This is a genomic window from Aerococcus urinae (assembly GCF_001543175.1).
GTDB lineage: Bacteria > Bacillota > Bacilli > Lactobacillales > Aerococcaceae > Aerococcus > Aerococcus urinae.
The window spans coordinates 1,857,009-1,882,791 of sequence record NZ_CP014161.1 but is presented as its reverse complement, the minus strand read 5'-3'; the positions used below and the strand labels follow the sequence as shown (position 1 = coordinate 1,882,791).

Below are 25,783 nucleotides of genomic sequence, written 5' to 3'. Positions count from 1 at the left end.
GCAGGTTTAGAAGAGAGTGCGACAGTCACACCAAAGAATATTTATTTAGAAAAACTGCTAAGACTAAGCTGATTGATTAAGTCTTAGCAGTTTTTTTGTATTAATAAACAGTAATTAATAATAAACAAACTAATTTAAAACGTTTTCAATTTTAAATAGTTTTTATTTAATTAACGTGCTAAAATAAATGTGAAAAAACAGAAATGATTGGAATCATGATGCCTTTTCCTAAGTCAAAAGCGGGAAAGCTTGGGCAAGAATGGTTAGTAATATCCTGGTTTTATTAACCCTTATCTTTTTGCTTAAGATCTTTTGATTGCTTTAAAAATTGATTGAGGAGGGTTGAAAAATGAAGAAGGGATTTACTGCTTTATTATTGGCAATAGCAATGTTAATTTTCAGTTTCATGCCGACCCTAGTAGAGGCTAAGGAGCTGGGACCGCCCATTGCTAATCAGGAAGTTATGGCAATAAATGAGGTAAATGATCAGGACCAGGTCACTCCAAGTTCTGAATCTCACAAAGAAGTAAATTCAATCGAGAAGAAGGACACGACGAGTCAAGTTGCTGGCCATGTGAAAGAAGGAGGCGACCAAGAACCAGCGACATTAAAGGAAAATACCCAACCAGTCCAAGCAACTGCAGTAGCTAGTGATGGTGCACATGCCATCAATCCTAGAGCGACTGAGGAAGAAAGACCTTCCACTAAAACGATCCAGACTAAGCGGGTCAAAGAAGAGGAAATTCCTAAAAATATCGAAGAGCCTGCGGAAGTCATACTTGCAACAGAAAAGGCTAGAGTAGACAAGCTGCCCGACCAGGCTGTTGATGTGGGGCTAAGAAGTGCCCCCACCCACCATGACGATGTGATTACAGGAGTAAGCGTGACCAAGGCAAATGGTCAGAAAGTCAATAGTGCCTACCAATGGATGACGATTAAGGTCAATATGAACTTTCAACTCCCGGATAATACCATTAAAGCGGGAGATATCACCACGATTCAGTTGCCTAAGGAGCTGGTCTTTAAAGATACCCCTGATCGCTTTGGAGTCAAGGATTCGACCGGAGCAGTGGTTGCTAGAGGTTATGTTAATCCACAATCCAAGACCCTTACCCTCTCCTACACCGACTATGTCGAAAAACATTCCGGGATCAAGGGAACCCTATTTTTCTCCACCCGGGTTGACCATACTAAGGAGAAGAAAGCCAAAAATATTCCTCTGAATTTTAAAATCGGTAACCAGCTGATCTTTGCTGGGAATATACGTTGGCAAGGGGTCAAACGAGCCAAAGCTTATCCTTTGCAAAAGGATGCCTGGAAAAGCCGACTAGGGGATCATATCATCCAGTATCGGATTTCTATTAATCGCAAGGGACAAGACATTTATAACGGGGTCATTTCAGATGCCTTAGTCAGCGAAAAAGTGGAATACCTCAAGAATAGTTTGCGCGTGTATAAGGGTAAGTGGCAGTGGAACGATAATAAAAGTGATTTTGATTTTAACTATGGGAGGAATGTGACCTCCCAAGTGAAGATTATTTGGGGAGCGAATGATAAAGACTTCAAGATTCACTTTGGTCGCTTAAGACCTCACGAAGGCCTGATGATTACCTATCGGGCCCAAATTGACTACCGAGCCCTTGACGGAGAAGTCATTAAAAATTACGTGCGACTTACTGGCGATGGGATTAACAATGAGGAAGGCATCAGTCGTTATCGCTATATTTCCGCTGGGGGTAAGGCCCAAGGCTATGTTTATCAAATTAAACTGATCAAGTCGGATCAAGCGGATCCCAATAAAACCTTAGCAGGCGCTAAATTTAAGCTGATTCGCAACCGTACTGGCGCCCTTATTGGTGAGTATGAGACCAACCAAGCGGGAGAAATAGTGATTAAAAATCTGCTAAGAGATGCCTACACCTTGAAGGAAAGTCAAGCACCAATCGGCTATCAATTGGATCCTCGTCCCGTAGCCATTGGGGCAGAAGACTTCGACAATCCACAAAAATTAGCCATAAAATCCATTACTAATAAAAAGGTAGAAGAAAAACTATCAATTAAAGTCACTAAGCTGTGGATAGGAAAGATGTTAAATGAGGTCACCGTTTTCTTAAAAGCAGACGGTGAAAAGATTCAAGAAGGCAAAATTTCAGTTGATACCTTTTGGATGCATACTTTTAAAAATCTAGCTAAATTCAAGTCAGACGGCAGTCCCATTGAGTATACCGTTGAAGAAGCCCCTGTGGCAGGATATCGGACGGATATCAGACAAAAAGTAGCTGGTGATGTCAGTCGAGGTTTCATAATTACCAACACCGAAATTCCATTCAGGATACCAAGACGAGAAATCAAAGTGACGAAAGCTTGGTTAAACTCCCAAGGCGAGTCACTAAGCGCGCCAGTTGATAAGATAGAAGTGGAACTTTATCGCGACGGTCAAGCCACTGGTAAGAAACTGATCTTGTCGGCGGAAAATCACTGGTCAGGAGCCTTCAAAGACCTGCCAGTTTATGAATCGATTGAAAATTCGAAAGCCTATGAATACAGCGTAAAAGAAGTGGGTGAAGATAAAGGATCGATCCAAGTCGCTGGCAAGTGGTTCAAGGTGACCCACCAAGGAACGATGAAGGATGGCTTCACCATTCTCAACCAAGAGACGCCATCCTGGACACCAATGACGCCTCCAACCAGAGAGCTTAAAGTGACGAAGAATTGGGTAAATGCCCGAGCTGAGGCATTTCAAGCTCCAATCGATAAAATTGAAGTGGAACTTTATCGTGACGGTCAAGCCACTGGTAAAAAACTGCTCTTGTCGGCAGAAAATCACTGGGTAGGCGCCTTTAAGGGACTACCAGTTTACGAATCGATAGAAAACACCAAAGCCTACGACTACAGTATTAAAGAAGTAGGTGAAGATAAAGGATCGATACAAGTCGCTGGCAAGTGGTTCAAAGCGATTTACCAAGGGACGATGAAGGATGGCTTCGCCATTCTCAACCAAGAGACACCAACCTGGACTCCTATGACCCCACCGACTCGAGAGCTTAAAGTGACGAAGAATTGGTTAAATTTCCAGGGCGAATCACTAAGCGCTCCAGTTGATAAACTCGAAGTAGAACTCTACCGCGACGGCCAAGCGACTGGTAAAAAACTGCTCTTGTCGGCAGAAAATCACTGGGTAGGCGCCTTTAAGGGACTACCAGTTTACGAATCGATAGAAAACACCAAAGCTTACGAATACAGTATTAAAGAAGTAGGTGAAGATAAGGGTTCGATACAAGTCGCTGGCAAGTGGTTCAAAGCGATTTACCAAGGGACGATGAAGGATGGCTTCGCCATTCTCAACCAAGAGATACCATCCTGGACACCAATGACGCCTCCAACCAGAGAGCTTAAAGTGACGAAGAATTGGTTAAATTTCCAAGGCGAGTCACTAAGCGCTCCAGTTGATAAACTCGAAGTAGAACTCTACCGCGACGGCCAAGCGACTGGTAAAAAAGTGACTTTGTCGGCGGAAAATCACTGGACAGGTACTTTCAAAAACCTCCCAGTTTACGAATCGATAGAAAAGTCCAAAGCCTACGACTACAGTATTAAAGAAGTAGGTGAATCCAAGGGATCGATACAAATCGCTGGACAGTGTTTTAAAGTGACTTACTTAGGAAGGATGAAGGACGGCTTCAAAGTAGTTAACCAAGCCTATCTTCCAGAAGAACCACAAACGCCACCGGATAAACCGAATAAGCCGGAAACACCACCTGTGACACCGCCAGACAAACCGAATAAGCCGGAAACACCACCTGTGACGCCACCGGACAAGCCAAAGAAGCCGGAAACGCCACCCGTGACACCGCCAGACAAACCGAAGAAGCCGGAAACGCCGCCTGTGACACCCCCGGACAAGCCAAAGGAACCGGAAACACTGCCCACGCCACCAGCTGATAAAGCGAAGAAAGCAGACATTCCAATAAAAGCCACAGAAAAAGTGAGCCATCCTGCCGACAATCCCTCCCACCCCGCTGAAAAATCACTTCCAGCTCAAAAACAAGTCCATAAAAAAGCGGACTTACCTAAGACTGGATTGGATAGTGAGACTCAGGATTGGCTAGCTTTAGGATTGGGAGCAGTCTTTGTGGGTTGTCTCTTTGCTTGGCTAGGTAAGAATAACAAATCCAAGCGCTGAGATTTTATCCTGGTATAAGATAAACAAAGGACATATTGTAAGAAAAGAATCATTGTAATAACAAAGGATATGTCGAAGAATCACTCCAAAAGTGCTTAGACCTGTGTCATCAACAGGGGTCAAGGCACTTTTTTTCTTTTGAGGTCAAAGCAGATCGATATCATGAGGCCTCATTTTTCTACAATCAAATATATCTATTGTCTGAGTGCGGATTTTTGTTGCACAAAAGGTTTGACAATTTATTATAAACAGTGAAAGATAGCTGTAAAAGATTATGAGAAAGGAGCTAGACCATGTCTAAAAGTTTAAGCGAGCGTTTTATTCGCTATGCTAAGGTTAATACCCGCTCAGATATGTACAGTGACAGCTTTCCCAGTACTAAGAGTCAGTTGGATTTTTTAGAAAGCATTGCTGGAGAGCTGGAAGAACTGGGACTAAGTGAGGTCGATTTTGACCGCGAGCGGGCCTGTGTGACGGCGACCTTGGAAGCCAATACCGAGAAAGACTATCCCGTGATTGCTTTTATCGCCCATGTGGATACGGCTGATTTCAATGCGGAAAATATTCAACCCCAGGTTCATGAAAATTATGACGGCGAGGACATTGTTTTAAACAAGGATGAAGGGATTGTCATGGAAGTGGCCGAATTTCCCTTCCTCAAGGACTATGTGGGTCTTACCCTGATTACCAGTGACGGGACCACCCTGCTTGGTGCTGATGACAAGGCCGGTATGGTGGGGATTATTGGGGCCATGGAATATCTCCTGGACCACCCCGAAATTGAACACGGCAAGGTGAGAATTGCCTTTGTGGTCGATGAAGAAATTGGTCTCTTGGGGGCCTACCGCTTTGATGTGGAAGCTTTTGGCGCCGATTTTGCCTATACACCAGATTCAGGCCGGGTGGGTAAGATTGAAGGAGAGACCTTTAACGCGGCCCAGGTAGAAGTCTGGATCGAGGGCAAGAGTGTCCATCCCGGTTCTTCCAAGGGCAATGCCATTAATCCCTTGCACCTAGGGGCTCAGATCGTCAACGACCTGCCCAAGGACCAAGTGCCTGAGAAGACGGACGGCTATGAGGGTTACTTCATGTTAACCGAACAAAGTGGGGACTTAGGTCAAGTTCACCAAGTCTTTATTATCCGTGACCACGACGCGGACAAATTCCAAGAACGTAAGGAAATCTTTGCCCAAGTGGTGGATAAGATCAATAGCCAGTACAAACGGCCGCGGATCCGCTATGAAATTTCGGACCAGTACAAGAATATTAAAGAAGTTCTCGACCACCATCCATACGTTATGGAACGCGCGCTGAAGGCTTACCGGGACTGTGGCATTGAACCTGATGTCCAACCCTTCCGTGGCGGCATGGATGGCTGTGTCTTCAACTTCAAGGGGCTTCCGACCGCTAACATCTTTACCGGCGGGGAAAACCTCCACGGCCAATACGAATTTGTCAGTGCGGAAGGCCTCCAAGCCCTACAAGAGGTCATTGTTGCCATTATTAAGGGCTAAGACAGTGACTGAGATCAAAATCATGTCGATAAACAATGTCATATCAGTGATGGTATGGCATTTTTCTTTGCCTTGAAGTTAAAGAAAGGATCTTCTCTGGGGCCATGGGGGTAGATATAAGCACAGCTAAGCGCAGTCAGGCTTTGAGTTAATAAACATCAATTAACCTTACAAAACTGTAAGCTTCCCTCTTTGATTTGTAAGGTTAGGTAAAGGCTGGTCCACTTGCTTCAACCTATAATTAGATATGATTTAAAAAGTATATTGCAAAAGATTTTACTGAGAGGAAGAGGCATGACATGACCAATATGATTGAAGTTAAAAATTTGAAGAAGGCTTTTAATGGGCATCATTCGGTGGATTTGGATCATCTTACCGTGAGAAAGGGGGAAATCTATGGCTTCTTAGGGCCTAACGGGGCCGGAAAAACCACCACCATGAAGATGATCCTCTCCTTAATCCCACCCTCATCGGGTCAGATTGAAGTTGGAGGGCAATCTATTCTAGAAAATAGGGATTATTTAAATGACATCGGCTCAATGATTGAAGAACCCTCCTACTATCCCAATTTAACCGGATATGAAAACCTCTTAGTCTTTCAAAAAATGCTGGGTTTTGATAAGCAAAATATTTGGAAAACTCTTGAATTAGTCGGTTTAGCCGAAGAGAAAAATAAGAAAAAACTGGCTAGAGACTATTCCTTAGGGATGAAGCAGCGCTTAGCTCTTGCCTTTGCCTTAGTCAAGCAACCCCAAATCTTACTGCTTGATGAGCCAACCAACGGCTTAGATCCCAGCGGTATCCATGAAGTCAGAGAATTGATTATTAATCTGGCGAAGAGTCAGGGCTTGACCGTCTTGATTTCCAGTCATATTTTATCTGAAATTGAGCAGATGGCTGATCGGGTAGGGATCATTAATCAGGGAAGACTGGTCTATGAAGGTGAAATTGACCAAATCAATGCCAATCATTGGATCGAATTTCGCGGAGAATTTGAAAGCCAGGCAGTAGAGCGTTTGTTAAGTCAATACTATGGGCCCAATGACTTTGAAGTGGCGGACCATATTCTGAAAATCAATCGGACGACTGATGACCAGGTCGCCTTGATCGCTAAAGCCTTGGTTGGGATGGGTTTTCCGCTTTTTAGAATCGCGTCCAAACAGGAAAGTCTGGAAGATATTTTCTTACAGTTAACCAAGGAGGTGTAGGACTTTGAAGGCTTTAAGAATCGAACTTTTAAAGAGTCGCAGAACCCGGTCGTTTTCGCTTGCAGTCATCCTGATGCTAGCAGCCTTATTGTGGAATCTGGTCAGTTTAGGCGATGAGTTCACCAGCCGCCAACTGGATGCGGTAGGAGTCTTGTTTAATAATCAGACCGTTAATAGCCTCTTACTCCCTATAGCGATTAGTATTTTTACCAGTCGGATCGTTAACAATGAAAGAATGGGGCAAACTTTTAAACTGCAAAATGCCAATGGCAGGACCACACTGAAGATTTTTGATAGTAAATTGCTCCTCACGGCCTTATTTTTCCTGCTAATTGCAATCGCCCAAACCGGGCTTGTGACCCTATATGCCTCTGTCCATGGCGTCCATGTCCCTCTATCAATAAGTCTCCTGCAAGTGATTGGACAATTTCTGGCCAGTCTCAGCTTGATCACTCTTTATTTATTCCTGGCGCTGGTGATCGAAAAACAAGGGCTTTTGTTATCCTTAGGCTTTATGGGTGGCTTTTTCGGCCTGGTTTTGGCATCAAAAACCTCAGCGCTTTGGAGTTTTATCCTGCCTTTTTTAGGGGCAGGCTACTTAGCCCCCTATAAATTTAATCTGCTGGATAGTATGTCTTATACCTATGTTTTGGACACTTGGCTGGGAGTACGTTTACTGCTTTATCTGCTTTACCTCGCCCTGATAGCGATTGTCGTCCGGGCCATGATTGCTAGAAAGGGGACCTTAGCATGAGAGACTATCTAGCCCTAGAATGGCATAAATTGAGAAAAGTCCAATTATTCTGTATCGGCCTGGTCTTTCTGGCCTTAGCCAGCTTTATTGGTTTAGGTATTTACTTTGCCAACCAGTCCGTTTTTACTGAAGGGACCCAATACCAAGTCATGTGGGGACAATTGACTTTTTATTATAGCCAAGTCTTGTCTGCTCCCATGCTGGCCATATTTATAGCCATAAGCCTCAATCAAGAATTTGAAAGAAAGAATATCGAAATGTTACGGGCCAATGCTGTTTCGATTAGGAAGCTGCTTTTTAGCAAGCTGATAGCGGTTCTAGGAATCGTCACTTTTATCCAAGGCTTACTTTTCTTAGTGTATCTTGGGGCAGTGTTGGCTGCAGACCTTCAGTTATCGCTGGATGTCCTGGTCAATTTAAAATGGATTGCCTTGTCGCTTGTGGCCTCGGCAAGCATTCTTTCTATTCAAAGTTATCTCTTTTCTAAAAGCAGAAATTTTAGCCAGTCAGTAGGTTTTTCAGGCTTAGCTGTCATGGGCGGCTTTGTCTTGCTCTTCATCAATGAAAACCTGGTGCCATTCTACCCTTACTCTCAAGTCATGGTGGCCTTACGCAGTCGGGCGCTTGAAGACTTTAGCTTGGCTGAACTGGTTTTATTCCTTTTGGTCAATGTGGGGGTCACGGGCCTATTCTACCAATTATCTTGTCAGGAATTAGCCAAAAGCAAGTAAGCCTTCCTAAGTCGACAGCTTGGATTAGCTATAGGCTTGCTCCATCGGATAGGATGGGACTGTCCTAGAAAAGGTTACGTTGACTAATAAAGAGATTCCCAAAAAAGGCGCTGGTGGAGCATGTGTAGCTTCACCAGCGCCTTATTTTTACTATAGCTAGCGGTCAGTCCTACCAGGAAACAATTTTCCCTAGGGCATTTCGTAGTTCGTAGTTGGCCATAAACCATTCGATATTCCCCTTGAAGTTACGCTTGAATTGGAGGACGCCGTAGTCGGGGCCGTCTTCAGAGAAATCGCTACTGGTCCCGTAAAAATTAAAGTAGTTAAAGTCTTTCTCGATGGCCTCTTGGAGCATGCGATAGAGGATAGCGTAAGGTCCCTCAAAACGGGTAAACTTGCTGAAGGCACCACTAGAGAAGTAAATAAAGTCCTCAGCCGATTGGATAAAGCTGGCTGAGGCTAAGTTGACGATATTGCCTTCTTCTGCCTTCAACTTTTGGATCTTTTCAATTTTCTTTTCCCAAATGCCGATATTTTCATTGAGCTCACGGATTTTATTATTGGTCTTTTTAGGGTTAACCTTGCCCAAGGCGAGTTTTTCTTCCAATTCTTGCCGTTCTGCTTTGAGCTTGGCGATGGTTTCTTTGGTTTGGCTCAGGAAGTAGTCACAATCGATATAGGCCAGGGCCAGGATGAGGTCGTCTTTTAGGATGTTTTTGAGATTTTTGAAGTACTTAGCATCTCTCAGTTCAAAACCAATCCGTTCTGAGGTCTCTTGGTTGATGGCATCGAGAATTTTACCATCGGCTTCATCGTAAATATCCAGCGGCCGCACTTGCACGCCTTCCTTGATGGTACGGTTGATGGTGTAGCGGGCGATTTGTGAGACATGCTTCAGGAGATTATCCTTGGTGAGCCCGGTCAAATCTTTGGAAAAAACGCAACGAGTGGCCAGGGTGGGATCATCGAAGAGGTCGTGGTCGGTTTTAATATAGCCTTCCGCTTGAAGGATCTTATCCACGCTGCCGGCTTGGGGATTGTCCTCGATAAAGTCGACATCGGAGAAGTAGCGTTCATTGAGGAAGGGGTTGACCCGGACACAGAGGACCCGCCAATTCTTCTTAAAGTAATTTTTTAAGTGGTGGAAGTAGAAATCGACCAGGTCTGGGTTAGCATAATCCATAATCGGTCCAAATTGGGTGGTCACCTTGTAGAAAAACTTTTTGTAGGGGTAGTAGATGAAGATGGCATAAGCCAGTAGGGACTCACCTTCAACGACGGCCAGGATTTTAGAAGTGGTCTGGTTGCTTTCGGCCAGGCGTTGGTAGTCAGCGCCCTGGGTGAAAAAGTGACGGTCAGGTTGCTCTTGTTGAAAGTGTTCAAGTTCCTTGGCTGAAATTTCTTTAAAAATCATAATAGTCCTTTGCTAATGTTTAATATATTATCTGTTTATTTTACTAAAAATAAGCAAAATCTTGTCTAACAGCTCCCATTATAGCAAAAAAACCGTCTAAAACTCAGGCGATTTTTGCCCTAGCGGTATGGACGGTAGGGGGCTGACTGAAAGAGCAAAGGGAAGTTGTATTGAATTGATGGCTAAATTTGAGTACAATAAGTAAGATTATGATGTATAAAAAACATGTCAAACAATTCTGGGAGAGTAAGAATGCCAAAAAATGAAAAAGACCTGGAAGTTATCGACCAGGAAGCACGCGCAAAAGCTAAATTGAATGAAGGATCGGCCTGGATGTCCATATCCAGTATGGTCTCACGGATCATCGGGGTCCTTTATATTATTCCTTGGATGCGTTGGATCGGAGACCCCCATACGGGAACCCAGGCCAATGCCTTGTATAGTATTGGTTACAATTATTATTTAATTTTCTTGTCGGTGGCCATTGCTGGAGTGCCGGCAGCCATCTCTAAGCAAATGACCAATTACATGGCCCGGGGAGAATACGGGACCAGTCGTCGCCTCTTTAAGAGTGGGGCCATTCTAATGACCCTTACTGGGGTGGTCTGTGCTATCCTACTCTACCTGGCAGCGCCAGCCCTGTCGCAAAACTTACCAGCGGCTCGGGAAGAAGATGTGGTTCTAGTTATCCGTTCCCTAGTTCCGGCTTTGGCAGTCATTCCCCTCTTATCCATTCTTAGAGGGGGCTTTCAAGCCTATCTGGAGATGAAGCAGAGTGCTATCTCCCAGGTTACCGAACAGATCGCCCGGGTAGCCTATATGCTGGTGGCGGTTTATGTGATCCGCCAGCTCTTAGACGGTTCGGTGGCAGCGGCGGTGGGGCACTCCACTTTTGCGGCCTTTATCGGGGCGGTGGTGGCCATTATCACCTTGGTTTTCTACTATATCCGCGATAAAGACCAGTACCAGCTGCCTGAAGGCTATGTGGATACTAATACGGTTTCTACCAGGAGTCTCTTGTTCGAGATTGTCCGGGTGGCCATTCCCTTTGTCATCACCGGGTCAATTGTTGAAGTCATCAACTTGATTGATATGAATACCTACATGCCGGTGATGCAGCGGGTGAGCGATTTAGCCCATGACCAATTAGTCTACCAATATGGGGTCTTTAATGCCAATGCGCGGCGGGTGATTCAAATCATCCTCTCCTTTGCCACCGCCATTGCTTCGACTTCGGTTCCGGTGGTGACCGATACCTATATCCGGGAATTGACCCACTACCGCCGGGCTAAGCTGACTCACAAGGTCAAGGCCAGCTTCACCAAGACCCGGGAAGTGATCTTACATACCTTGAATCTTTTCAGTCTGGTCATGCTACCGGCTTCCTTGGGAATGGCCCTGGTGGCGGGTCCGGTTTACCAACTCCTTTACGGGATTTATGATCCTCTAGGTGAATGGTACTTACAGATCTCTTCAGTGATGGCCATTCCCATGGGACTCTTTTCCGTTTTAGTGATGGTCTTACAAGCCATGGATGACCAAAAACGGGCCATGGTTGGGATTGCCCTCGGGGTGGTCATGAAATTGATCGTCCAATACCCGCTCTTGGCTGTCTTTGGTAGTGAAGGCGCCATGTACGCCTCCATCCTGGCCTTTGTTTATATGTGTGTTTACTACCTGGTGATCATTCATGCCCGGGTTCAGCTCAGTGGCAAGGCAGTTTTAGGTCGCTTATCGGGCGCCTTGAAGGCTAGTGGGCTCATGTTAGTGATTGATGGGCTCTTACTGATCTTTTTCAAGGTCGTGATCGGAGCGCCTAATCGCTTGGGTGCCCTAGTGGAATTACTGGTCTTAGCTAGTGTGGGTGCTTTTGTCTATGTCTTGTCGATTAGTAAAAGCCGGCAGCTGGATGTTATCATTGGTCAAAGACAGGCAGAACGCTTGCGCAATTTCTTCCATATCGGGTAAAAATTAAGTAATAAGAGATTTTCATAGAGTTACTCCTTAAGGGGTGACTCTTTTTTACTTGGAATTGAAAAAAAGCTTTTAATTTATATATTTTAGAGTATAATTTTATCCAATTAATAGGACCGTCGGCTGAATATGGCGTAAAGAGCCAGGCTTTAGCGGCTTCCACTAGCTTGGTGATGTTCTTTTATCTTGCTGACGTCTTTCGGAAACTATCTGATCAGCTGGATTGGCTGGATTATTGTACCTTGTTTACTGTTTACGATCCCGATAAGATTTGTCAGGATACCCATTACTTTCTCGTCTCTTCCCTAGCCATGGTTGTAGTCAGTCTCTTGATCGATTATGGGTCGGTCATTTATTTTTCCAGACGGGACCTTTACCTCTAAAGGCAAGTTAGAGGCAATCAGCTAATATTTATTGAGCAAAGTCAAGCTTTTTTTGATACAATAAAAGAGACCGATGCAAATCAGTTTTTAAGCCCTGGTCTGGGGCCTGGAGCGGTAAATTCTAGGCCAATGTCAAAGCCCAGCAATCAGTCAGGTAAACTGATTTGACACGCTAAGGACCGCTTTTCCTGATTGAGGGAAGAGCGCTTAACGGATACAGTAGAAAAGATAGCGAAGAGTTAATGATTAACTTGGAAGAAATGCGGGGATTAAGGAACGCATTCGTTCCTTTTTTCATTGCTTAGTTTTAGGAGGATTAACATGGGGAAGGTCATTGCCATAGCCAATCAAAAAGGTGGCGTCGGTAAAACGACAACAGCGGTCAACTTAGCTGCTGCACTGGCTTATTCAGACAAACAAGTGCTCTTAGTCGATAGTGATGCCCAGGGAAATGCGACCAGTGGTTTAGGCATCTCTAAAGCGGAAGTCGAGCGGGATATTTATGATGTTTTAGTTAATGATGTGGATATGGCTACCACCATCCAGCAATCATCGCGGGAAAACCTGGTCTTGGTTCCAGCCACCATCCAATTAGCCGGGGCAGAAGTGGAACTGACCAACCTCCCTCACCGGGAAGCCCGGATGAAGCAGGCCATTGATGGGGTCAAGGAAAATTACGACTATGTCATTATCGACTGTCCACCCTCCCTAGGCCACTTGACCATTAATGCCTTTACCGCGGCGGATGCGATCTTGATCCCGGTACAGAGTGAATACTATGCCCTGGAAGGCTTGAGTCAGTTACTTAATACCATTCAACTGGTCCAAAAACACTTTAACCCTCATTTGAAGATTGAAGGGGTCTTGATGACCATGTTCGACTCGCGGACCAACTTGGCCAATGAAGTGGTCGAAGAAGTTCGTAAGTACTTTGGCGACAAGGTCTATAATACCTTGATCCCGCGTAATGTGCGTTTGTCGGAAGCGCCCTCCTACGGCCAATCGATCATTGATTACGATATGAGTTCCAAAGGGGCGCAAGTCTACCTACAACTGGCAAAGGAAGTGCTCGCAAATGACCAGTAAGAAAAACCGGGGTCTGGGTAAGGGGATCGGGGCCCTCTTTCCCGGGGACTCCTTCGATAATGAAGCCACCGACCTGACCCAACAGGCCCAAGCCATCGACCAAGAAGCTGAGGAAGCAGAGGCGAATGAGAGCGGACAAGACCAAAGCCGCCAAGACCAAGTCCAAGAGATTCCTCTTGATGAGATCCGTCCCAATCCCTACCAACCGCGGACGGAATTTGACCCCACTGCCCTCCAAGAATTAGCTGATTCTATTGAAGAACAAGGGCTTTTACAACCCATTACCCTGAGAAAATCGGCCATCAAGGGCTATGAAATTATCGCTGGGGAACGGCGCTTCCGGGCCATGAAACTGGCGGGCTACGATAGCATTCCGGCCTTAGTTCGGGAAATGACCGATGCCCAAATGATCGAGACCGCCATCATTGAAAACCTGCAACGGGAGGACCTGACCCCCCTAGAAGAGGCCCAAGCCTACCGGAATTTAATGGATGAACTCGACCTGACCCAGGCTGAAGCGGCCAAACGCCTAGGCAAGAGCCGGTCCCACCTGGCCAATACCTTGAGACTCCTCGACTTAAATGAAGATGTCAAGGAGCTCCTGCAAAACAAAGAACTGTCCATGGGCCAAGCCCGGACCTTATTAGGGTTAAAAAATAAGAAAGAACAAAGCCGACTGGCCAAGAAAGTCGTCGACGAAGGCATTACCGTTCGTCACTTGGAAAAGCTGGTCCAAAACCTCAATGAACCGGTCCAACCAGCTCCTAAAGTGGCCAATAATAAGTCGGAAAAACCTACTTATTTACTTGAGGGCGAAGAACACCTCATGGATAAGTTCGGCACCAATGTGCAGATTAAACCCAAGGGCCAAGCCGGCAAGATTGAAATTGAATACCTATCCCAAGAAGACCTCACCCGGATCTTGGATATCTTAGACATTCGTTTTGATGATTGAGGTGAAGAAGATGGCTGAAAAAAATTATGATTTAAATGATATCGTGGAAATGAAGAAGCCCCATCCGTGTAAGACCAATGCCTGGAAGTTGATCCGCATGGGGGCCGATATCCGCATGAAGTGTCAAGGCTGTGGGCAGTCTGTCATGATGCCACGGCGCGAATTTGAAAAGAAAATGAAAAAAGTCATTGGCCATGATGACCAAGGCAAGTAGCTGCCGATTTCTTAAAGTGTCAGCTGCCTAGATGATAAGCTGGCCTTGAAGCTTGAAGTGGCTCAGTGAAGACCAAGAATTTTAAAGAGAAAGAGTGACCGAAAAACCATGCCTTTAACAGCAGGAATCGTAGGTTTACCTAATGTAGGGAAATCTACTTTATTTAACGCCATAACCAAGTCTCAAGTGGAAGCCGCTAACTATCCTTTTGCGACGATTGACCCTAATGTGGGGGTTGTGGAAGTGCCCGACCAACGTTTGTGGAAGCTTAGTGAAATCTACCAACCCAAAAAGACCATCCCAACCACCTTTGAATTTACCGATATTGCTGGGATCGTTAAGGGTGCCTCCAAGGGGGAAGGTTTAGGCAACAAGTTCTTAGCCAATATCCGGGAAGTGGACGCCATTTGTCATGTGGTTCGTTGCTTTGATGACGGCAATATTACCCACGTGTCTGGTGGCATTAACCCCCAAGATGACATCGAAACCATTAACCTAGAATTAGTCCTGGCTGACTTGGAAAGTGTCAACAAACGCTATGAAAAAGCGGTCAAAATGGCTAAGTCCAAAGACCATGATGCCGTGACTGAAGCCAATACCTTGAAGAAATTAAAGGAAGCCCTAGAAGCGGGCAAACCGGCCCGGACCGTCGACTTCAACGAAGAAGAAGAAGCGGTAGCTAAGCAATTATTCCTCTTAACCATGAAACCGGTCCTCTACGTGGCTAACGTGAGCGAAGACGATGCCAGTGATGGGGATAATGACTATGTCAACCAAGTCCGCCAATTAGCCCAAGCAGAAGGCTCCGAAGTGGTGGTGGTCTCAGCCAAGTTGGAAGAAGACCTAGCTACCATGGATGAGGAAGACCGCGACATGTTCCTGGAAGACTTGGGCATGGACCAATCCGGCTTGGATGTCTTGATCCAACAAGCCTACAAGTTACTGGGCCTAGCCACCTACTTTACGGCCGGGGAACAAGAAGTTCGGGCCTGGACCTTTAAGAAGGGCATGCATGCGCCCCAAGCCGCCGGGATCATTCACTCCGACTTTGAACGTGGCTTCATTCGTGCGGAAACGGTCCACTATGACGACCTGGTCGAATACGGCAGCATCCAAGCCTGCAAGGAAGCTGGCCGCTACCGTTCGGAAGGCAAGGACTATGAGGTCCAAGACGGTGATGTCATGCTCTTCCGCTTCAATGTTTAGGAGGTGGACCTCGTGTTTAATCAAGATAAAAAAACGGACCAAGCAGCTGAACGCCAGGCTCAACTTGACCAATATGAGGCTGAAAATAAGACTCTCTATCCCCAATTAACCAAGCGTAATAAGGAATTTGTCTTCCAATTTGAAAAAGCTATTAAGGATAAGGACTTACGCGGCCGCAACAAGACCGAAGTCCTCCATGAGATCTTAACCACCTTGGTGGAGACTCAAGCGAGTGGCCAAACCGCCCAACAGCTCTATGGGCAACCCTACCAATACGCTGAAGAATTGGAAAAACGTCCAACTGCTAAGGAATTAGCCCCTGCGCCTTTCTGGATGCATTGGGTGGAAGGGGCCCTCTTTGTGGGTGGACTCTTCTCTATTATTGCCGGCTTGTCGGCCCTCTTATCCAATAACCAATCCAGCTCAGCGACCGCCTTTGGACCGGCTGCCTTGGTGGTTAACTTTGTTATGGGGGGACTGGCTATGGCGGTTTTAAACCAATACAGTCCTGACATGAACCAAGAAAAGGGCAAACGCGGCATTGGTCGCTACATCTTACTCTCCGTTTTGGTGGTCGGCTTGTGGATGCTTATCCTGGTCGGCGCTCTAGCTGTCCTACCGCCATCCTGGAACGGAGCCTTGCCACCTTTCGCCTATCTGGTCATCGGTGCCCTAGCCTTCCTTGCCCGCTGGTGGTTCCAAGGACAATTTATGGGGAAAAATTAAAATATAAAAAGCTAAAGAAAAAGTGTTTCCGTGAAAGCAAAAGACAGCTTTCATAGAAACACTTTTTATTTTTTGATTTATTCTTGTTACTGGCAATATTAAATAAAGTTTCTTTTAACTAATAACTATGAGCAGTAGTGGCGCTTGAAATGCGGTCGTTAGCCATGAACAAGCAAGCGATGTGAATTATGCTGAAGCCGTTCGAAGCAAAGCAAGTTACGGATTCAGTATGCGTAGCTGGGATCATAGGCTTTAGCCGTACGACCCCAAACCTGTTCCAAAAGTAGCCCTGACGTCCACTTCATAAACGAAGGTAGAGCCTTTGGAAAGGCTCTACCTTCGTTTATTCCAGTAGTTCAGGGCTTTTATACTTTTGTCACACTCTGGCTTTGAAGCTGGCTAGGTGAGGGACCTCTGGGCCCGAACCGGTGCCATGGCTGTGTAACGACCAAATTTCAAAAGCAGAACGCATGCTCATAGCTAAAGATCAACCGGAGTTACGTAAACCGGTGGCAATCCCGTTAATGGTGGTATGGATGAGTTTTTCGTAGTCTTCATCCAATTCATTATGACGGAGGCGTTTGATCAATTCAATTTGAATGTAGTTCAAAACATTGAAGTAAGGTAAACGATAGTCCAGGCTGGCCCTTAAGGAAGGGTTGGTAGCCAGGAAGTCGTCATGCTTTTCAATGGCTAGGAGAACTTCTTTGGTGAGTTGCCATTCATCGCGGATGGTGGTGAAGACGGCACGGACCGCTTCATTCTCTGCCAATTGAGCGTATTGCTCAGCGATATTCATGTTGGACTTGGATAAGACCATGTCGACATTAGAGAGTAAGGAATGGAAGAAAGGCCAGCTTTGATACATGGCTTGGAGTTTTTCCAGGTTGCCTTCCTCTTGGTCGATAAAGTGCTTGAAGGCGGAACCGACCCCGTACCAGCCCGGGAACATGATCCGGGTTTGGGACCAGGAGAAGACCCAAGGAATAGCCCGGAGTCCGGTGATTTCCGTGATGGTTTTACGGGCAGCGGGACGCGACCCGATGTTCAAACTTGACACTTCCTTAATCGGTGTGGCTTCAAAGAAATAATCATAGAATTCCGGCGTATCAAAGACTAAGTGGCGGTAAACCCCATTGGAATAGTGGACAATGTCATCCATATCTTGGTAGAAATCTTCCACCTCAGTCTTATTAGCGACTGGACTTGGCACAATTCGACTAATGGCGGCCGAGACTAACATTTCCAGGTTATAGTAGGCTACATCTTGGTTGCCGTACTTATTCTCAATAATTTCTCCTTGTTCGGTCAGACGGATCCGGTCCTTGATAGAGCCAAAGGGTTGGGAAGTGACCGCTTCATAGGAAGGACCGCCCCCACGGCCGACAGTCCCGCCCCGACCATGGATAAAGGTAATCTTAATCCCGTGGTCTTCGCCGAGTTGGGTCAGTTCTTGTTGGACCTTGTAAAGGGTCCAAACGGAAGATAGGTAGCCGCCGTCCTTGTTGGAGTCGGAGTAACCCAGCATGACTTCTTGGTAGCCATGGTTACCTTTGATCCAATTTTTGACCAGGTCATAACTGAGGAATTCTTCCATGATCCCTTGGGCGTTTTCCAAGTCTTCGATGGTCTCAAAGAGGGGCACGATTTGGACCCGGGCTTGTTTAGGAGCCACTAGGCCGACTTCTTTGAGCATGATGGCGAGTTCGAACATATCTGAGACACTCTCAGTATGGGAGATGATATGTTGCTTGATCACTTGGTCGCCCAGTTGGTCTTTTAAGAAACGGGCGGTTCTAAAGATTTTTAATTCTTTTTCTAAGAGTTCGGATTTCTCACTATGGGCAGAAGACAAGGGTCTAGGGTCTTCCAGCAATTCCTTGAGGAGGACTTTGACTTTTTCTTCTTCCGAGAGGGATGAATAGTCGTCGACAATCTTAGCTGACTTCAACAATTCCGCTACACAGGCTTCATTGACGCTAGAATCTTGGCGCATGTCGATGGTAGCCAGGAAGAAACCAAAAATGTCGATGGCTTCCAGTAATTCATTGAAATCTCCGGTTAAGAGGGCGTCTTCCCCATTAGCCAGTAAGGAGTCCTTGATAATTAAGAGGTCGGCCTTAAATGCTTCCGCGTTTTGGTAGCTTGGAGTGGCGGCTTGGTCGTCTCTTTTCAGGCCGTTTTTCACTTCTGCTAAATTCTGAGTGAGCTTGGCTTGGATATAATGGAAGGCCCGTCGGTAGGGTTCGTTCTCCCGGTAAATCGACTGGTCATTGGACTTAGCGGCCAGGGCTTTCATGGCGGGACTAATGTCTACCAGAGTGGTGGACAGGGAGAAGTTGCGGTAGAGTTTATAGACCTTGTCAATATAGTAGTTGAGGATGACTTCACTTTGGGTGGTAGCGGAAAGCATCAGGGTTTCGGCAGTCACATAAGGGTTACCATCCCGGTCGCCCCCAATCCACATGCCCATGGTAATGGGTTTGGCTTGGTCAAGTAGGATTCCCTTTTGAGCTGCTAAGTGGCGGTATTGCCGGCTTAACTTGGTAATGGCTCGGATCAGGGAATTGTTATAGTAGGCGGTCACATTGGTGATTTCATTACGGACGGTGAGCTTCTTTTCCCGGATAATATCCGTCTGCATAATAATTTCAATATAGCGGCGCAGGTCGGTATACCATTTGTCGCGGTTAACCACGCCAGCCTTCACGTCATGGTACTTGCGCAGGAGTTGGTGGAGTTGGTTGGTCAATTCCAGAATCGTCTTGCGTTGGACCTGGGTAGGGTGGGCGGTGAGGACAGGCACCACATTGACCTGTTCTAAGATCTCCTTGGCCTGGTCACTTTGGCTCACCCGATCAATAGTCAGCGAGAGTTTGCCCAGATAATCTTGATTGGTATTATTTTGATAGTTGATTTCATAAGCGAAATCGACATCTTCGGAAATATTAATCAGTAGCGGCAAAATCGAAAAATAACGGGAAACCACCACCATTTCTTCGTTGCTGAGCTGGGCGACAACCTTTTCCAGTTGCTTGTAGTCTTCTTTCATGGAGAGGTCAACCAGGCCTTGGATCTTCTCAAAGACTTGGTCACCCACTATCTTATGGGTGGTTTCGTCAAGAATTTCTTTTAAGACATTGACTTCTTCCTTGACCATAGATTGGGTGATATTGGCTTCCAACTTTTTGACTGGCACACTGTTCACTCCTTTATGGAACGGCACGTTCCTTATTTGTTCCTATGATACCACTTTTCACCTTAATGAAACATGGGGAATCGAGTCTTAGGAAACGCTTTCTCGTAATGATTACTTCTCTTATAAGTGAAATAATGTTACTTAAATATTACAAACATTTTTCATAAAACAATATTTATTTAGCTTGAAAGTTAATCAAAATCCTTATTTATCAATGATTATACCCCTTTTAATAAGAATATCAGGAAAAAGTTTAAGGAATGGTTAATATTACAGAAATGTTACAATATGACTTTAACTTCCCTTGGGGGCTTGTTATAATATAAGTGAAAAGAGAGCATGGTATGCCGTCTTTCCCTAAGGGAGGTTATTAAAATGAAAGCAAGAAATCAAAAAATGAATCAATATAATCAATGGCTCAGCCTGGCATCACTGTCCTTATTGTCGGCGGCAGCTTTACAAGTGGCAGATGCACCAACAGTCTTAGCAGAAGCTAACCCAGCTAGTGCATCTAATGGTTGGGTTCAAGAAGGGCAAAGCTTCAAAACCCTAGACGAAGCCATGAACTATGGCAGTCAACATGCGGATTGGTCGAAGTATAAACAATACCGGGTCAATTACGCCGGCCCTAACCGCTTCGTCCTCAAATGGGAATTGAAAGACGCTCCAACACCGGGCAAGGTAAGTGAACCGGCTAGCCAAGCTGGTCAAAGTAGTGAAAAACCAGTAGAGACTACAAAACCTGCTGAGAATACAGCAGTGAATGGTTCTTACACGGTTCAAGCGGGCGACTCGCTCTGGAGAATCAGTAAGAAGCATGGGGTAAGTATCCAAGACTTAATGACTTGGAATAAGTTAGGTGCTAACTACATGCTTCACCCAGGCGACAAATTAGTGGTTCAAGCGCCTGCCAAAGCAGAAAGGCCAAGTGAAAAACCAACTGAGTCTGAAAAACCAGTTGAAAGTACAACTTCTAAGGCGTCTTACACCGTGCAATCCGGAGACTCGCTCTGGAGAATTAGCCATAAGTATGGGGTAAGCATCCAAGACCTCATGACCTGGAATAAGCTAGGCTCTGACTATATGCTTCATCCAGGCGATAAGTTAGTGGTTCAAGCCCCCGCTAAAGCGGAAAGGCCAAGTGAGAAACCCGCTGAAGACGAAAAACCAACCCAAACGACCAAGCCAGCTGAAAGTCCAAGCAGCTCCTACACGGTCCAATCCGGCGATTCACTCTGGAGAATTAGCAACAAGTACGGCGTAAGTATCCAAGACTTAATGACTTGGAACAAGTTGGGTACTAACTATATGTTACATCCTGGCGACAAGTTAGTGGTCAAAGCGCCTGCCAAAGCAGAAACACCAGCAGAAAAGCCAAATGCTGAGAAACCAACCGAAACGACCAAACCTGCTGAAAGCACAGGTTCAAGCAGCTCCTATACCGTTCAATCGGGCGATTCCCTCTGGAGAATCAGTAAGAAGTACTTCGTAAGTATCCAAGACCTGATGACTTGGAACAAGCTAGGCGCTAACTACATGCTTCATCCCGGTGATAAACTAGTGGTCAAAGCCCCTGCCAAAGCTGACACCCCAAGCGAAAAGCCAAGCAAAGCAGAAACCACTAAGCCAGCGCCAACAAGTGTAGTCAAAGACGGTTGGGTCGAAGAAGACCAAAGCTTTAAGACGGTTGACGAGGCCATGACTTACGGCAGTCAACATGCTGACTGGTCCAAGTACAAACAATACCGGGTAGATAGTGATGGTTCTGGCCGCTATGTGCTGAAATGGAAATTAAGAACTCCCCAAGCAAGTCCTAAGAAACAATCACAAGCAGTTAAGGTTAACACCAAGCACGGCTTCGTCCGTGAACCCCGTCGTTTCAGTTCCATCCAAGAAGCGCTTAACTATGGTAACAGTGTCTTCAATTGGCGCAAGTACAAGATGTTCTATGTCAATTACGCCGGACCAAATAGCTATATTTTAGACTGGGAATTGAGAGAAAAATAGACCTTAAAAAAAGCCTTCAAGCACATGCTTGAGGGCTTTTACTATGGGTAAAATAAGTTCTTTAAAACAAATGGTATTGGTGAGCATTCGTTCTGCTTTTGAATATTGGTCATTGAAAAACCATGGCACCGGCTCGAGCCGAGGTCTCTCGCCTAGCGAGCTTCAAACGACTAGTACGGTAATGCCTACTAGCCGTATTTCACATCGCTTGCTCGTTCATGGCTAATGACCAAATTCAAAGCGCCACTACTGCTCAAAACTATTTGTTAAAAATCCTGATAGGCCTTTATCAATAATAAAAATGAAATAAGATAAGTTTTAAGACTATTCATTGTCTTCCTTGTTACGGAAGCCTTTCATGAAGTGGCGGACTCTCGGGATGGCGTAGGTCATCAATTGGTAGAGGCCAGGGATGAGGACATAGTCAAATTCACCGATTTTATCAGAGACCTTGGTCCCCCACATGCGTTTGAAGACCCAAAGTCCCCGGTAGGGAGAATCTTCATCCGGATCAACGCTGACCCCACCAAAGTCATAGGTGGTCGCTCCCTTATCACGGGCAAAGCGCATGAGGTCGTATTGGAGTTGGTAGTTAGGGCTGAGCTTGCGGTAGTGGTTGGAAGAAGCCGCGTAGAGATAATAAGCCTTCTTGCCACAGAAGCAGAGAATGGCAGCTGACAGGGGCAGGCCCTTAGGATGGTCCTTACGTAAGTCGTCCGCATCGGCAATGAGTTTTTCTTGTTTTTCTTGCCGGGTAGCCAGTTCTTTCAATTGGTTGTTTTTCTTCTTGCTATCGCGGCGGGCTTCCACCTTTTCCCGGTCTTTTTCGATCAGGGCCAGTTCCTGACGGGCTTCTTCCTCCATTTTGTCCGGCATTAACTTAATCATGAAGTAATATAAGTGGCCTTGGGGATGGAGGTTGTCGTAAAGGGCTTCAAAGTAGGAAATATCCCGGGTGGCGAAACCGTCCCGTTTTCCAGTTTCTTCCATTAGACGGTGGAAGACATCCAATCCCTCCCGACTCCCTTCAAAGACTTCTAGTCCTGACTTCATGGCCTTACGGACCAGGTTTCTGGTCTTGGCTTCGTAGGAATTTAGTAAGTCTTCGTCGGATTGGTCGATGGGGGTGTACATGGTTTGGCGGGGTTGGATATACTGTTCGCTCATCCCATCTTTAAAACCGGTATGGCGAAAGCCCAGGGTCTCTAAGAGTTTGAGGGTCTCTTCATTACCTTCTCTTTCCAGGTCAGGGTCGATCTTGAGGTAGACGGCGTGTTCTTCTTTGGCAGCTTTTACCGCAGCTTGGCTGATGGCCGCCACGGCGTCATGGTTGTCATAGTCGACCACAAAACCCCGGGAGGCATAGGCAAAAGTTAGGGGAGTGCCTTTGAGTTTCTTGAATTGAATGTTAGCGACCGCTTGAACTTGGCCTGCTTCATCGGCCACGGCAACGTTTTTGGAGTACCAGCCGGTAAATTCTTTGGCCTTAGCCCAGTCGGTTAGCTGTAATAAGTCACCATTGGGATGGTTTTCAACGAAGTGGTTGTGGTCCGCATCACTTAATTGGACGCTATGGTATTGAGTCATTTATTTTCAAATCCTCTCGCATGTTTTACTACTCCCTTAATCTTACCACGGCTTTGATTTTTTTGAAAAGCTGACCTGAATTTTAAGGAAAGCTTTAGGCCAAGCCCGTTTATTTCTCCGGCTGGGTCAGCTGGTGGGTATTTTTTTCATGTTTTCTAACCAGATCCCGGTAGAAGCTGAGCCAGATTTGAGCAACCCGGTCCTCACTGTAGTAGTGGGAGGCGGCTTGGGCCTTGTCTTGGTAGCTTTTGAGACTTTGGGGATCTTGGGCCAGTTGGCTGATCTTTTTCCCCATGGCTGCTCGGTCAGCACAAGGAATATAGTAGCCGCCTAAAATATCCTGGTAGAGGTCCAAGTCCCGCAGCATGACCGGGGTGTGACAGGCGAAGGCTTCTAGAATACTCATGGGAAAGAGCTCGCTGTAACTGGGTAGAAGGAAGAGGTCGGCCAGGTTGTAATACTTGACCATGTCGGCCCGGTCCACTACCCCGGTAAAGTGAACATTAGGCGGCAGGTGTTTGAGAGCTTCCTGGTAGCGATCATGGTCATCACTCAACTTTCCAAAAGTAAAGCCACCCACCCAGTAAAAACAAATCTCTGGGTGGTCGACGCCTAACTGGATAAAGTCGTCGATCCCCTTGCGGCCTTGGATCTGGCCTACTCCCAAAACCACAAAGTCATTTGAACTGCGGCCCAGTGTTTGGCGGAAGGCTGCTTTTTCTTCGGTAGTTTGCGGATAGAAAGTATCGGTTGAAACAAAGTTGGGGATATAGGAGAGTTTTTTCGGGTCAAAGTGGTAGTCTTGGACCAACTTATCGATAAAGACAGGATTAACGACCACTAAGTGATCCATCCGCCGGTAGAAGGCGATTAGATACTTATCGAAGAGGGTCTGGATCCAGCCAGGGAGGTGGATAGACCCCCGCAAGGTCTCAGGGAGAAAATGGACATAGCCCAAGCGGATCCCGCGGCGACGCTTTAGGAAAGTCGATAAATAGAAGGGAAAATTAATGGTATGGTAGTGGGAGATGTCGCTAGTTTTAAAGGCATTATAAGTGAGTGCCAGGTCGTTGGGGTAGTGCTTGACCAGGGTGTTGACCAATTCCCGGTAGGCAGAGCCCACGCCTTGGCCGGCTTTACTTTCGGCTTTTGAGAACATGTTAATCGATAAAGACTGCATAGAAAATCCTTTCTAAGGCTGGCGGACAATGGGCTTAGAGCCCCAGTAGCTGGCCGATCCAGCTGGACAAGTAGAGGAGGCCGTAAGTATAGATAAATAAGGTAAAGGGTTTTCCTAAAGATAAGAAGAGGAAGAACCGTTTAAAGGTCATGTTGGAGAGACCGGCTAAGAGGCAGAGGGCATCAGCCGGGGAGACCGGAAAGAACATGCCAAAGATAAAGATCCGGTCAAAGGTCTTGGTGTTGAGATAATGAATGTATTTGTTATAGGACTTGGGCCCGATTAAGGCCATGACCAGGTGGCGACCGTAGCGACGGGCCAACCAGAAGTCAATCACGCTGCCGATCATAATCCCGATAAAGTTTAAGAGAAAACCGTACCAGACCCCAAAAATCGCAGCTCCAGCCGGACAGGTCAAGCCTCCGGGGATGACCGGGATAACGGTTTGGACAATTTGAATCAGGATAAAGAGCCAAGGGGCCCAACCGCCAAAGCCACGCAAAAAGGCCTCTAAGTTTTCTTGGGAGGAAAAAAGCCCTCTTTGGTAGGCGGCGTAGATCAGCCAGATAGTTAGGATGACCCCTAAAATCCCAACCAAGTTAAAGACCTGGTTGGCCAGTCGGGCCCGCTTAAGCGACCGAGTCTCCCGGGCCAAGTTTTGGCCTTTATTGGAGTCAGATCGCAAGGCATTCTCTTGCTTTTTATCATCGCTTAGTTGGGCTGACTTATCTTCTTTGGGACAAGAGGGCTTGGGGGTGACTGGCTTAGGATGACAATCCTTGGGTGTGGACATGGCGGTCGCCTCGCTTTCAGCGTGTCTTGAGGAAAATTCAGGTCTTGAAAGCTGTCACAACAGCTTCGTTAAATTCATTATACGTTAAGGAGAATTGAAATAATATATAAAAAAACTAAGGATTTTTTTAAGAAATAGGTGCAAAGTTGTTCGGATTACTTTGAATTTAAGCTTTTCTTAAGCAGATTTTAAGGCGAATGAGATTATTGCTGGGAGGATCTTTGGTAGAATAGGTACAAAACCAGAAAAATTAAACAGAGAGTGCGACAGTCACGCAAAAGGACGAAATCGCTGGAGAAAACTGGGATAAGCTCAGTTATAAGGATGTGAGGACGCCGTCAAAGGCTTGAATTGCTGGAGGAAAATACCATAAGCACAGGAATCTGTGCGTTGAAATTTTCTGAAGCAACTTCAAGCCTGGCGAACGAACTCATCTAAGATGAGCGTTACCAGTTTTTAGTTGGGTTCGACTTGGCAGACTTGGAGTGATTTCACAAGTCAGAAACAAGCGAAGGTTTCGCTTTTATTCTGACTTGCTCCAATCATCCAAGCCTAGGCGCCAAGTCTCACACCCTGTGTGAAGCGGACGTTCGTCCTGTGACTGGAGCAGGTTTGAGAAGGATGTGAGGAAGGATCAGGGAGGGCGATTCCTTGGAGGAAAAGATGATA

Annotated in this window: 18 protein-coding genes; 13 read left to right on the top strand and 5 right to left on the bottom strand. The window is 46.1% G+C overall.

Translation table 11 applies throughout. From position 1 onward, the window contains the following. Window positions 1–349: 349 nt before the first annotated feature. The 5 genes from AWM73_RS08600 (at window position 350) to AWM73_RS08580 (ending at window position 8,390) form a co-directional block, all read left to right on the top strand. Window positions 350–4,183, top strand: a complete 3,834-nt coding sequence (locus tag AWM73_RS08600; protein WP_060778962.1) for a Cna B-type domain-containing protein — start codon at window positions 350–352, stop codon at window positions 4,181–4,183. Window positions 4,184–4,476: 293 nt separating this feature from the next. Continuing rightward, complete coding sequence (pepT, locus tag AWM73_RS08595; protein WP_060778961.1) at window positions 4,477–5,697, top strand: peptidase T; 1,221 nt, start codon at window positions 4,477–4,479, stop codon at window positions 5,695–5,697. A 299-nt stretch (window positions 5,698–5,996) separates the two neighbouring features. Further along, a complete protein-coding gene (locus tag AWM73_RS08590) occupies window positions 5,997–6,905 on the top strand; it encodes an ABC transporter ATP-binding protein (protein ID WP_060778960.1) in 909 nt (302 codons plus the stop codon). A 4-nt stretch (window positions 6,906–6,909) separates the two neighbouring features. Further along, entirely contained in the window at window positions 6,910–7,659 is a 750-nt protein-coding gene (locus AWM73_RS08585; protein ID WP_060778959.1) for an ABC transporter permease, read from the top strand. Beyond that, window positions 7,656–8,390, top strand: coding sequence for an ABC transporter permease (locus AWM73_RS08580; RefSeq protein ID WP_060778958.1), 735 nt, complete (start codon window positions 7,656–7,658; stop codon window positions 8,388–8,390). The genes AWM73_RS08585 and AWM73_RS08580 overlap by 4 nt, the downstream gene beginning before the upstream one ends. Window positions 8,391–8,559: 169 nt before the next feature. Here the strand turns inward: AWM73_RS08580 and AWM73_RS08575 are convergent, their stop codons facing one another. Then, a complete protein-coding gene (locus AWM73_RS08575; protein ID WP_060778957.1) occupies window positions 8,560–9,804 on the bottom strand; it encodes a peptidoglycan bridge formation glycyltransferase FemA/FemB family protein in 1,245 nt (414 codons plus the stop codon). 252 nt (window positions 9,805–10,056) lie between these two features. On the opposite strand from AWM73_RS08575, the gene AWM73_RS08570 reads away from it, so the two are divergent. The 7 genes from AWM73_RS08570 to AWM73_RS08545 all read left to right on the top strand — a co-directional run bounded on the left by AWM73_RS08570 (window position 10,057) and on the right by AWM73_RS08545 (window position 16,348). Continuing rightward, window positions 10,057–11,772, top strand: a complete 1,716-nt coding sequence (locus AWM73_RS08570; RefSeq protein WP_060778956.1) for a putative polysaccharide biosynthesis protein — start codon at window positions 10,057–10,059, stop codon at window positions 11,770–11,772. Between the two features lie 179 nt (window positions 11,773–11,951). Further along, window positions 11,952–12,161, top strand: coding sequence for a hypothetical protein (locus AWM73_RS09040; RefSeq protein WP_060785023.1), 210 nt, complete (start codon window positions 11,952–11,954; stop codon window positions 12,159–12,161). Window positions 12,162–12,482: 321 nt separating this feature from the next. Next, on the top strand, window positions 12,483–13,247 hold the full coding sequence (locus AWM73_RS08565) for a ParA family protein (protein ID WP_013669632.1): 765 nt from the start codon (window positions 12,483–12,485) through the stop codon (window positions 13,245–13,247). Continuing rightward, entirely contained in the window at window positions 13,237–14,202 is a 966-nt protein-coding gene (locus AWM73_RS08560) for a ParB/RepB/Spo0J family partition protein (protein WP_060778955.1), read from the top strand. The genes AWM73_RS08565 and AWM73_RS08560 overlap by 11 nt, the downstream gene beginning before the upstream one ends. 10 nt (window positions 14,203–14,212) lie before the next feature. Then, window positions 14,213–14,416, top strand: coding sequence for a DUF951 domain-containing protein (locus AWM73_RS08555; RefSeq protein WP_013668998.1), 204 nt, complete (start codon window positions 14,213–14,215; stop codon window positions 14,414–14,416). Window positions 14,417–14,524: 108 nt separating this feature from the next. After that, entirely contained in the window at window positions 14,525–15,622 is a 1,098-nt protein-coding gene (gene ychF, locus AWM73_RS08550) for a redox-regulated ATPase YchF (RefSeq protein ID WP_060778954.1), read from the top strand. A 12-nt stretch (window positions 15,623–15,634) separates the two neighbouring features. Beyond that, the gene (locus AWM73_RS08545) at window positions 15,635–16,348 is read left to right on the top strand and encodes a DUF1129 domain-containing protein (protein ID WP_060778953.1); all 714 of its coding nucleotides are present in this window, start codon (window positions 15,635–15,637) and stop codon (window positions 16,346–16,348) included. 487 nt (window positions 16,349–16,835) lie between these two features. On the opposite strand, the gene ppc is transcribed toward AWM73_RS08545, so the two are convergent. Beyond that, window positions 16,836–19,508 (bottom strand): phosphoenolpyruvate carboxylase, encoded by a 2,673-nt coding sequence (gene ppc, locus AWM73_RS08540; protein WP_268048487.1) that lies wholly within the window; start codon window positions 19,506–19,508, stop codon window positions 16,836–16,838. 414 nt (window positions 19,509–19,922) lie between these two features. On the opposite strand from ppc, the gene AWM73_RS08535 reads away from it, so the two are divergent. Next, the gene (locus AWM73_RS08535; RefSeq protein WP_060778951.1) at window positions 19,923–21,554 is read left to right on the top strand and encodes a muramidase family protein; all 1,632 of its coding nucleotides are present in this window, start codon (window positions 19,923–19,925) and stop codon (window positions 21,552–21,554) included. Window positions 21,555–21,878: 324 nt separating this feature from the next. On the opposite strand, the gene AWM73_RS08530 is transcribed toward AWM73_RS08535, so the two are convergent. The 3 genes from AWM73_RS08530 to AWM73_RS08520 form a co-directional block, all read right to left on the bottom strand. Beyond that, entirely contained in the window at window positions 21,879–23,141 is a 1,263-nt protein-coding gene (locus AWM73_RS08530; RefSeq protein WP_060778950.1) for a lipid II:glycine glycyltransferase FemX, read from the bottom strand. A gap of 109 nt (window positions 23,142–23,250) precedes the next feature. After that, on the bottom strand, window positions 23,251–24,321 hold the full coding sequence (locus AWM73_RS08525) for a glycosyltransferase family 4 protein (RefSeq protein ID WP_060778949.1): 1,071 nt from the start codon (window positions 24,319–24,321) through the stop codon (window positions 23,251–23,253). A gap of 34 nt (window positions 24,322–24,355) precedes the next feature. After that, a complete protein-coding gene (locus tag AWM73_RS08520; RefSeq protein WP_082702898.1) occupies window positions 24,356–25,114 on the bottom strand; it encodes a TVP38/TMEM64 family protein in 759 nt (252 codons plus the stop codon). Between the last annotated feature and the right edge of the window lie 669 nt (window positions 25,115–25,783).

Coding starts and splice junctions, on each gene's coding strand:
- AWM73_RS08600 (WP_060778962.1), top strand. CDS start 350: ATGAAGAAGGGATTTACTGCTTTATTATTGGCAATAGCAATGTTAATT.
- pepT (WP_060778961.1), top strand. CDS start 4,477: ATGTCTAAAAGTTTAAGCGAGCGTTTTATTCGCTATGCTAAGGTTAAT.
- AWM73_RS08590 (WP_060778960.1), top strand. CDS start 5,997: ATGACCAATATGATTGAAGTTAAAAATTTGAAGAAGGCTTTTAATGGG.
- AWM73_RS08580 (WP_060778958.1), top strand. CDS start 7,656: ATGAGAGACTATCTAGCCCTAGAATGGCATAAATTGAGAAAAGTCCAA.
- AWM73_RS08575 (WP_060778957.1), bottom strand. CDS start 9,804: ATGATTTTTAAAGAAATTTCAGCCAAGGAACTTGAACACTTTCAACAA.
- AWM73_RS08570 (WP_060778956.1), top strand. CDS start 10,057: ATGCCAAAAAATGAAAAAGACCTGGAAGTTATCGACCAGGAAGCACGC.
- AWM73_RS09040 (WP_060785023.1), top strand. CDS start 11,952: ATGTTCTTTTATCTTGCTGACGTCTTTCGGAAACTATCTGATCAGCTG.
- AWM73_RS08565 (WP_013669632.1), top strand. CDS start 12,483: ATGGGGAAGGTCATTGCCATAGCCAATCAAAAAGGTGGCGTCGGTAAA.
- AWM73_RS08560 (WP_060778955.1), top strand. CDS start 13,237: ATGACCAGTAAGAAAAACCGGGGTCTGGGTAAGGGGATCGGGGCCCTC.
- AWM73_RS08555 (WP_013668998.1), top strand. CDS start 14,213: ATGGCTGAAAAAAATTATGATTTAAATGATATCGTGGAAATGAAGAAG.
- ychF (WP_060778954.1), top strand. CDS start 14,525: ATGCCTTTAACAGCAGGAATCGTAGGTTTACCTAATGTAGGGAAATCT.
- ppc (WP_268048487.1), bottom strand. CDS start 19,508: ATGGTCAAGGAAGAAGTCAATGTCTTAAAAGAAATTCTTGACGAAACC.
- AWM73_RS08535 (WP_060778951.1), top strand. CDS start 19,923: ATGAAAGCAAGAAATCAAAAAATGAATCAATATAATCAATGGCTCAGC.
- AWM73_RS08530 (WP_060778950.1), bottom strand. CDS start 23,141: ATGACTCAATACCATAGCGTCCAATTAAGTGATGCGGACCACAACCAC.
- AWM73_RS08525 (WP_060778949.1), bottom strand. CDS start 24,321: ATGCAGTCTTTATCGATTAACATGTTCTCAAAAGCCGAAAGTAAAGCC.
- AWM73_RS08520 (WP_082702898.1), bottom strand. CDS start 25,114: ATGTCCACACCCAAGGATTGTCATCCTAAGCCAGTCACCCCCAAGCCC.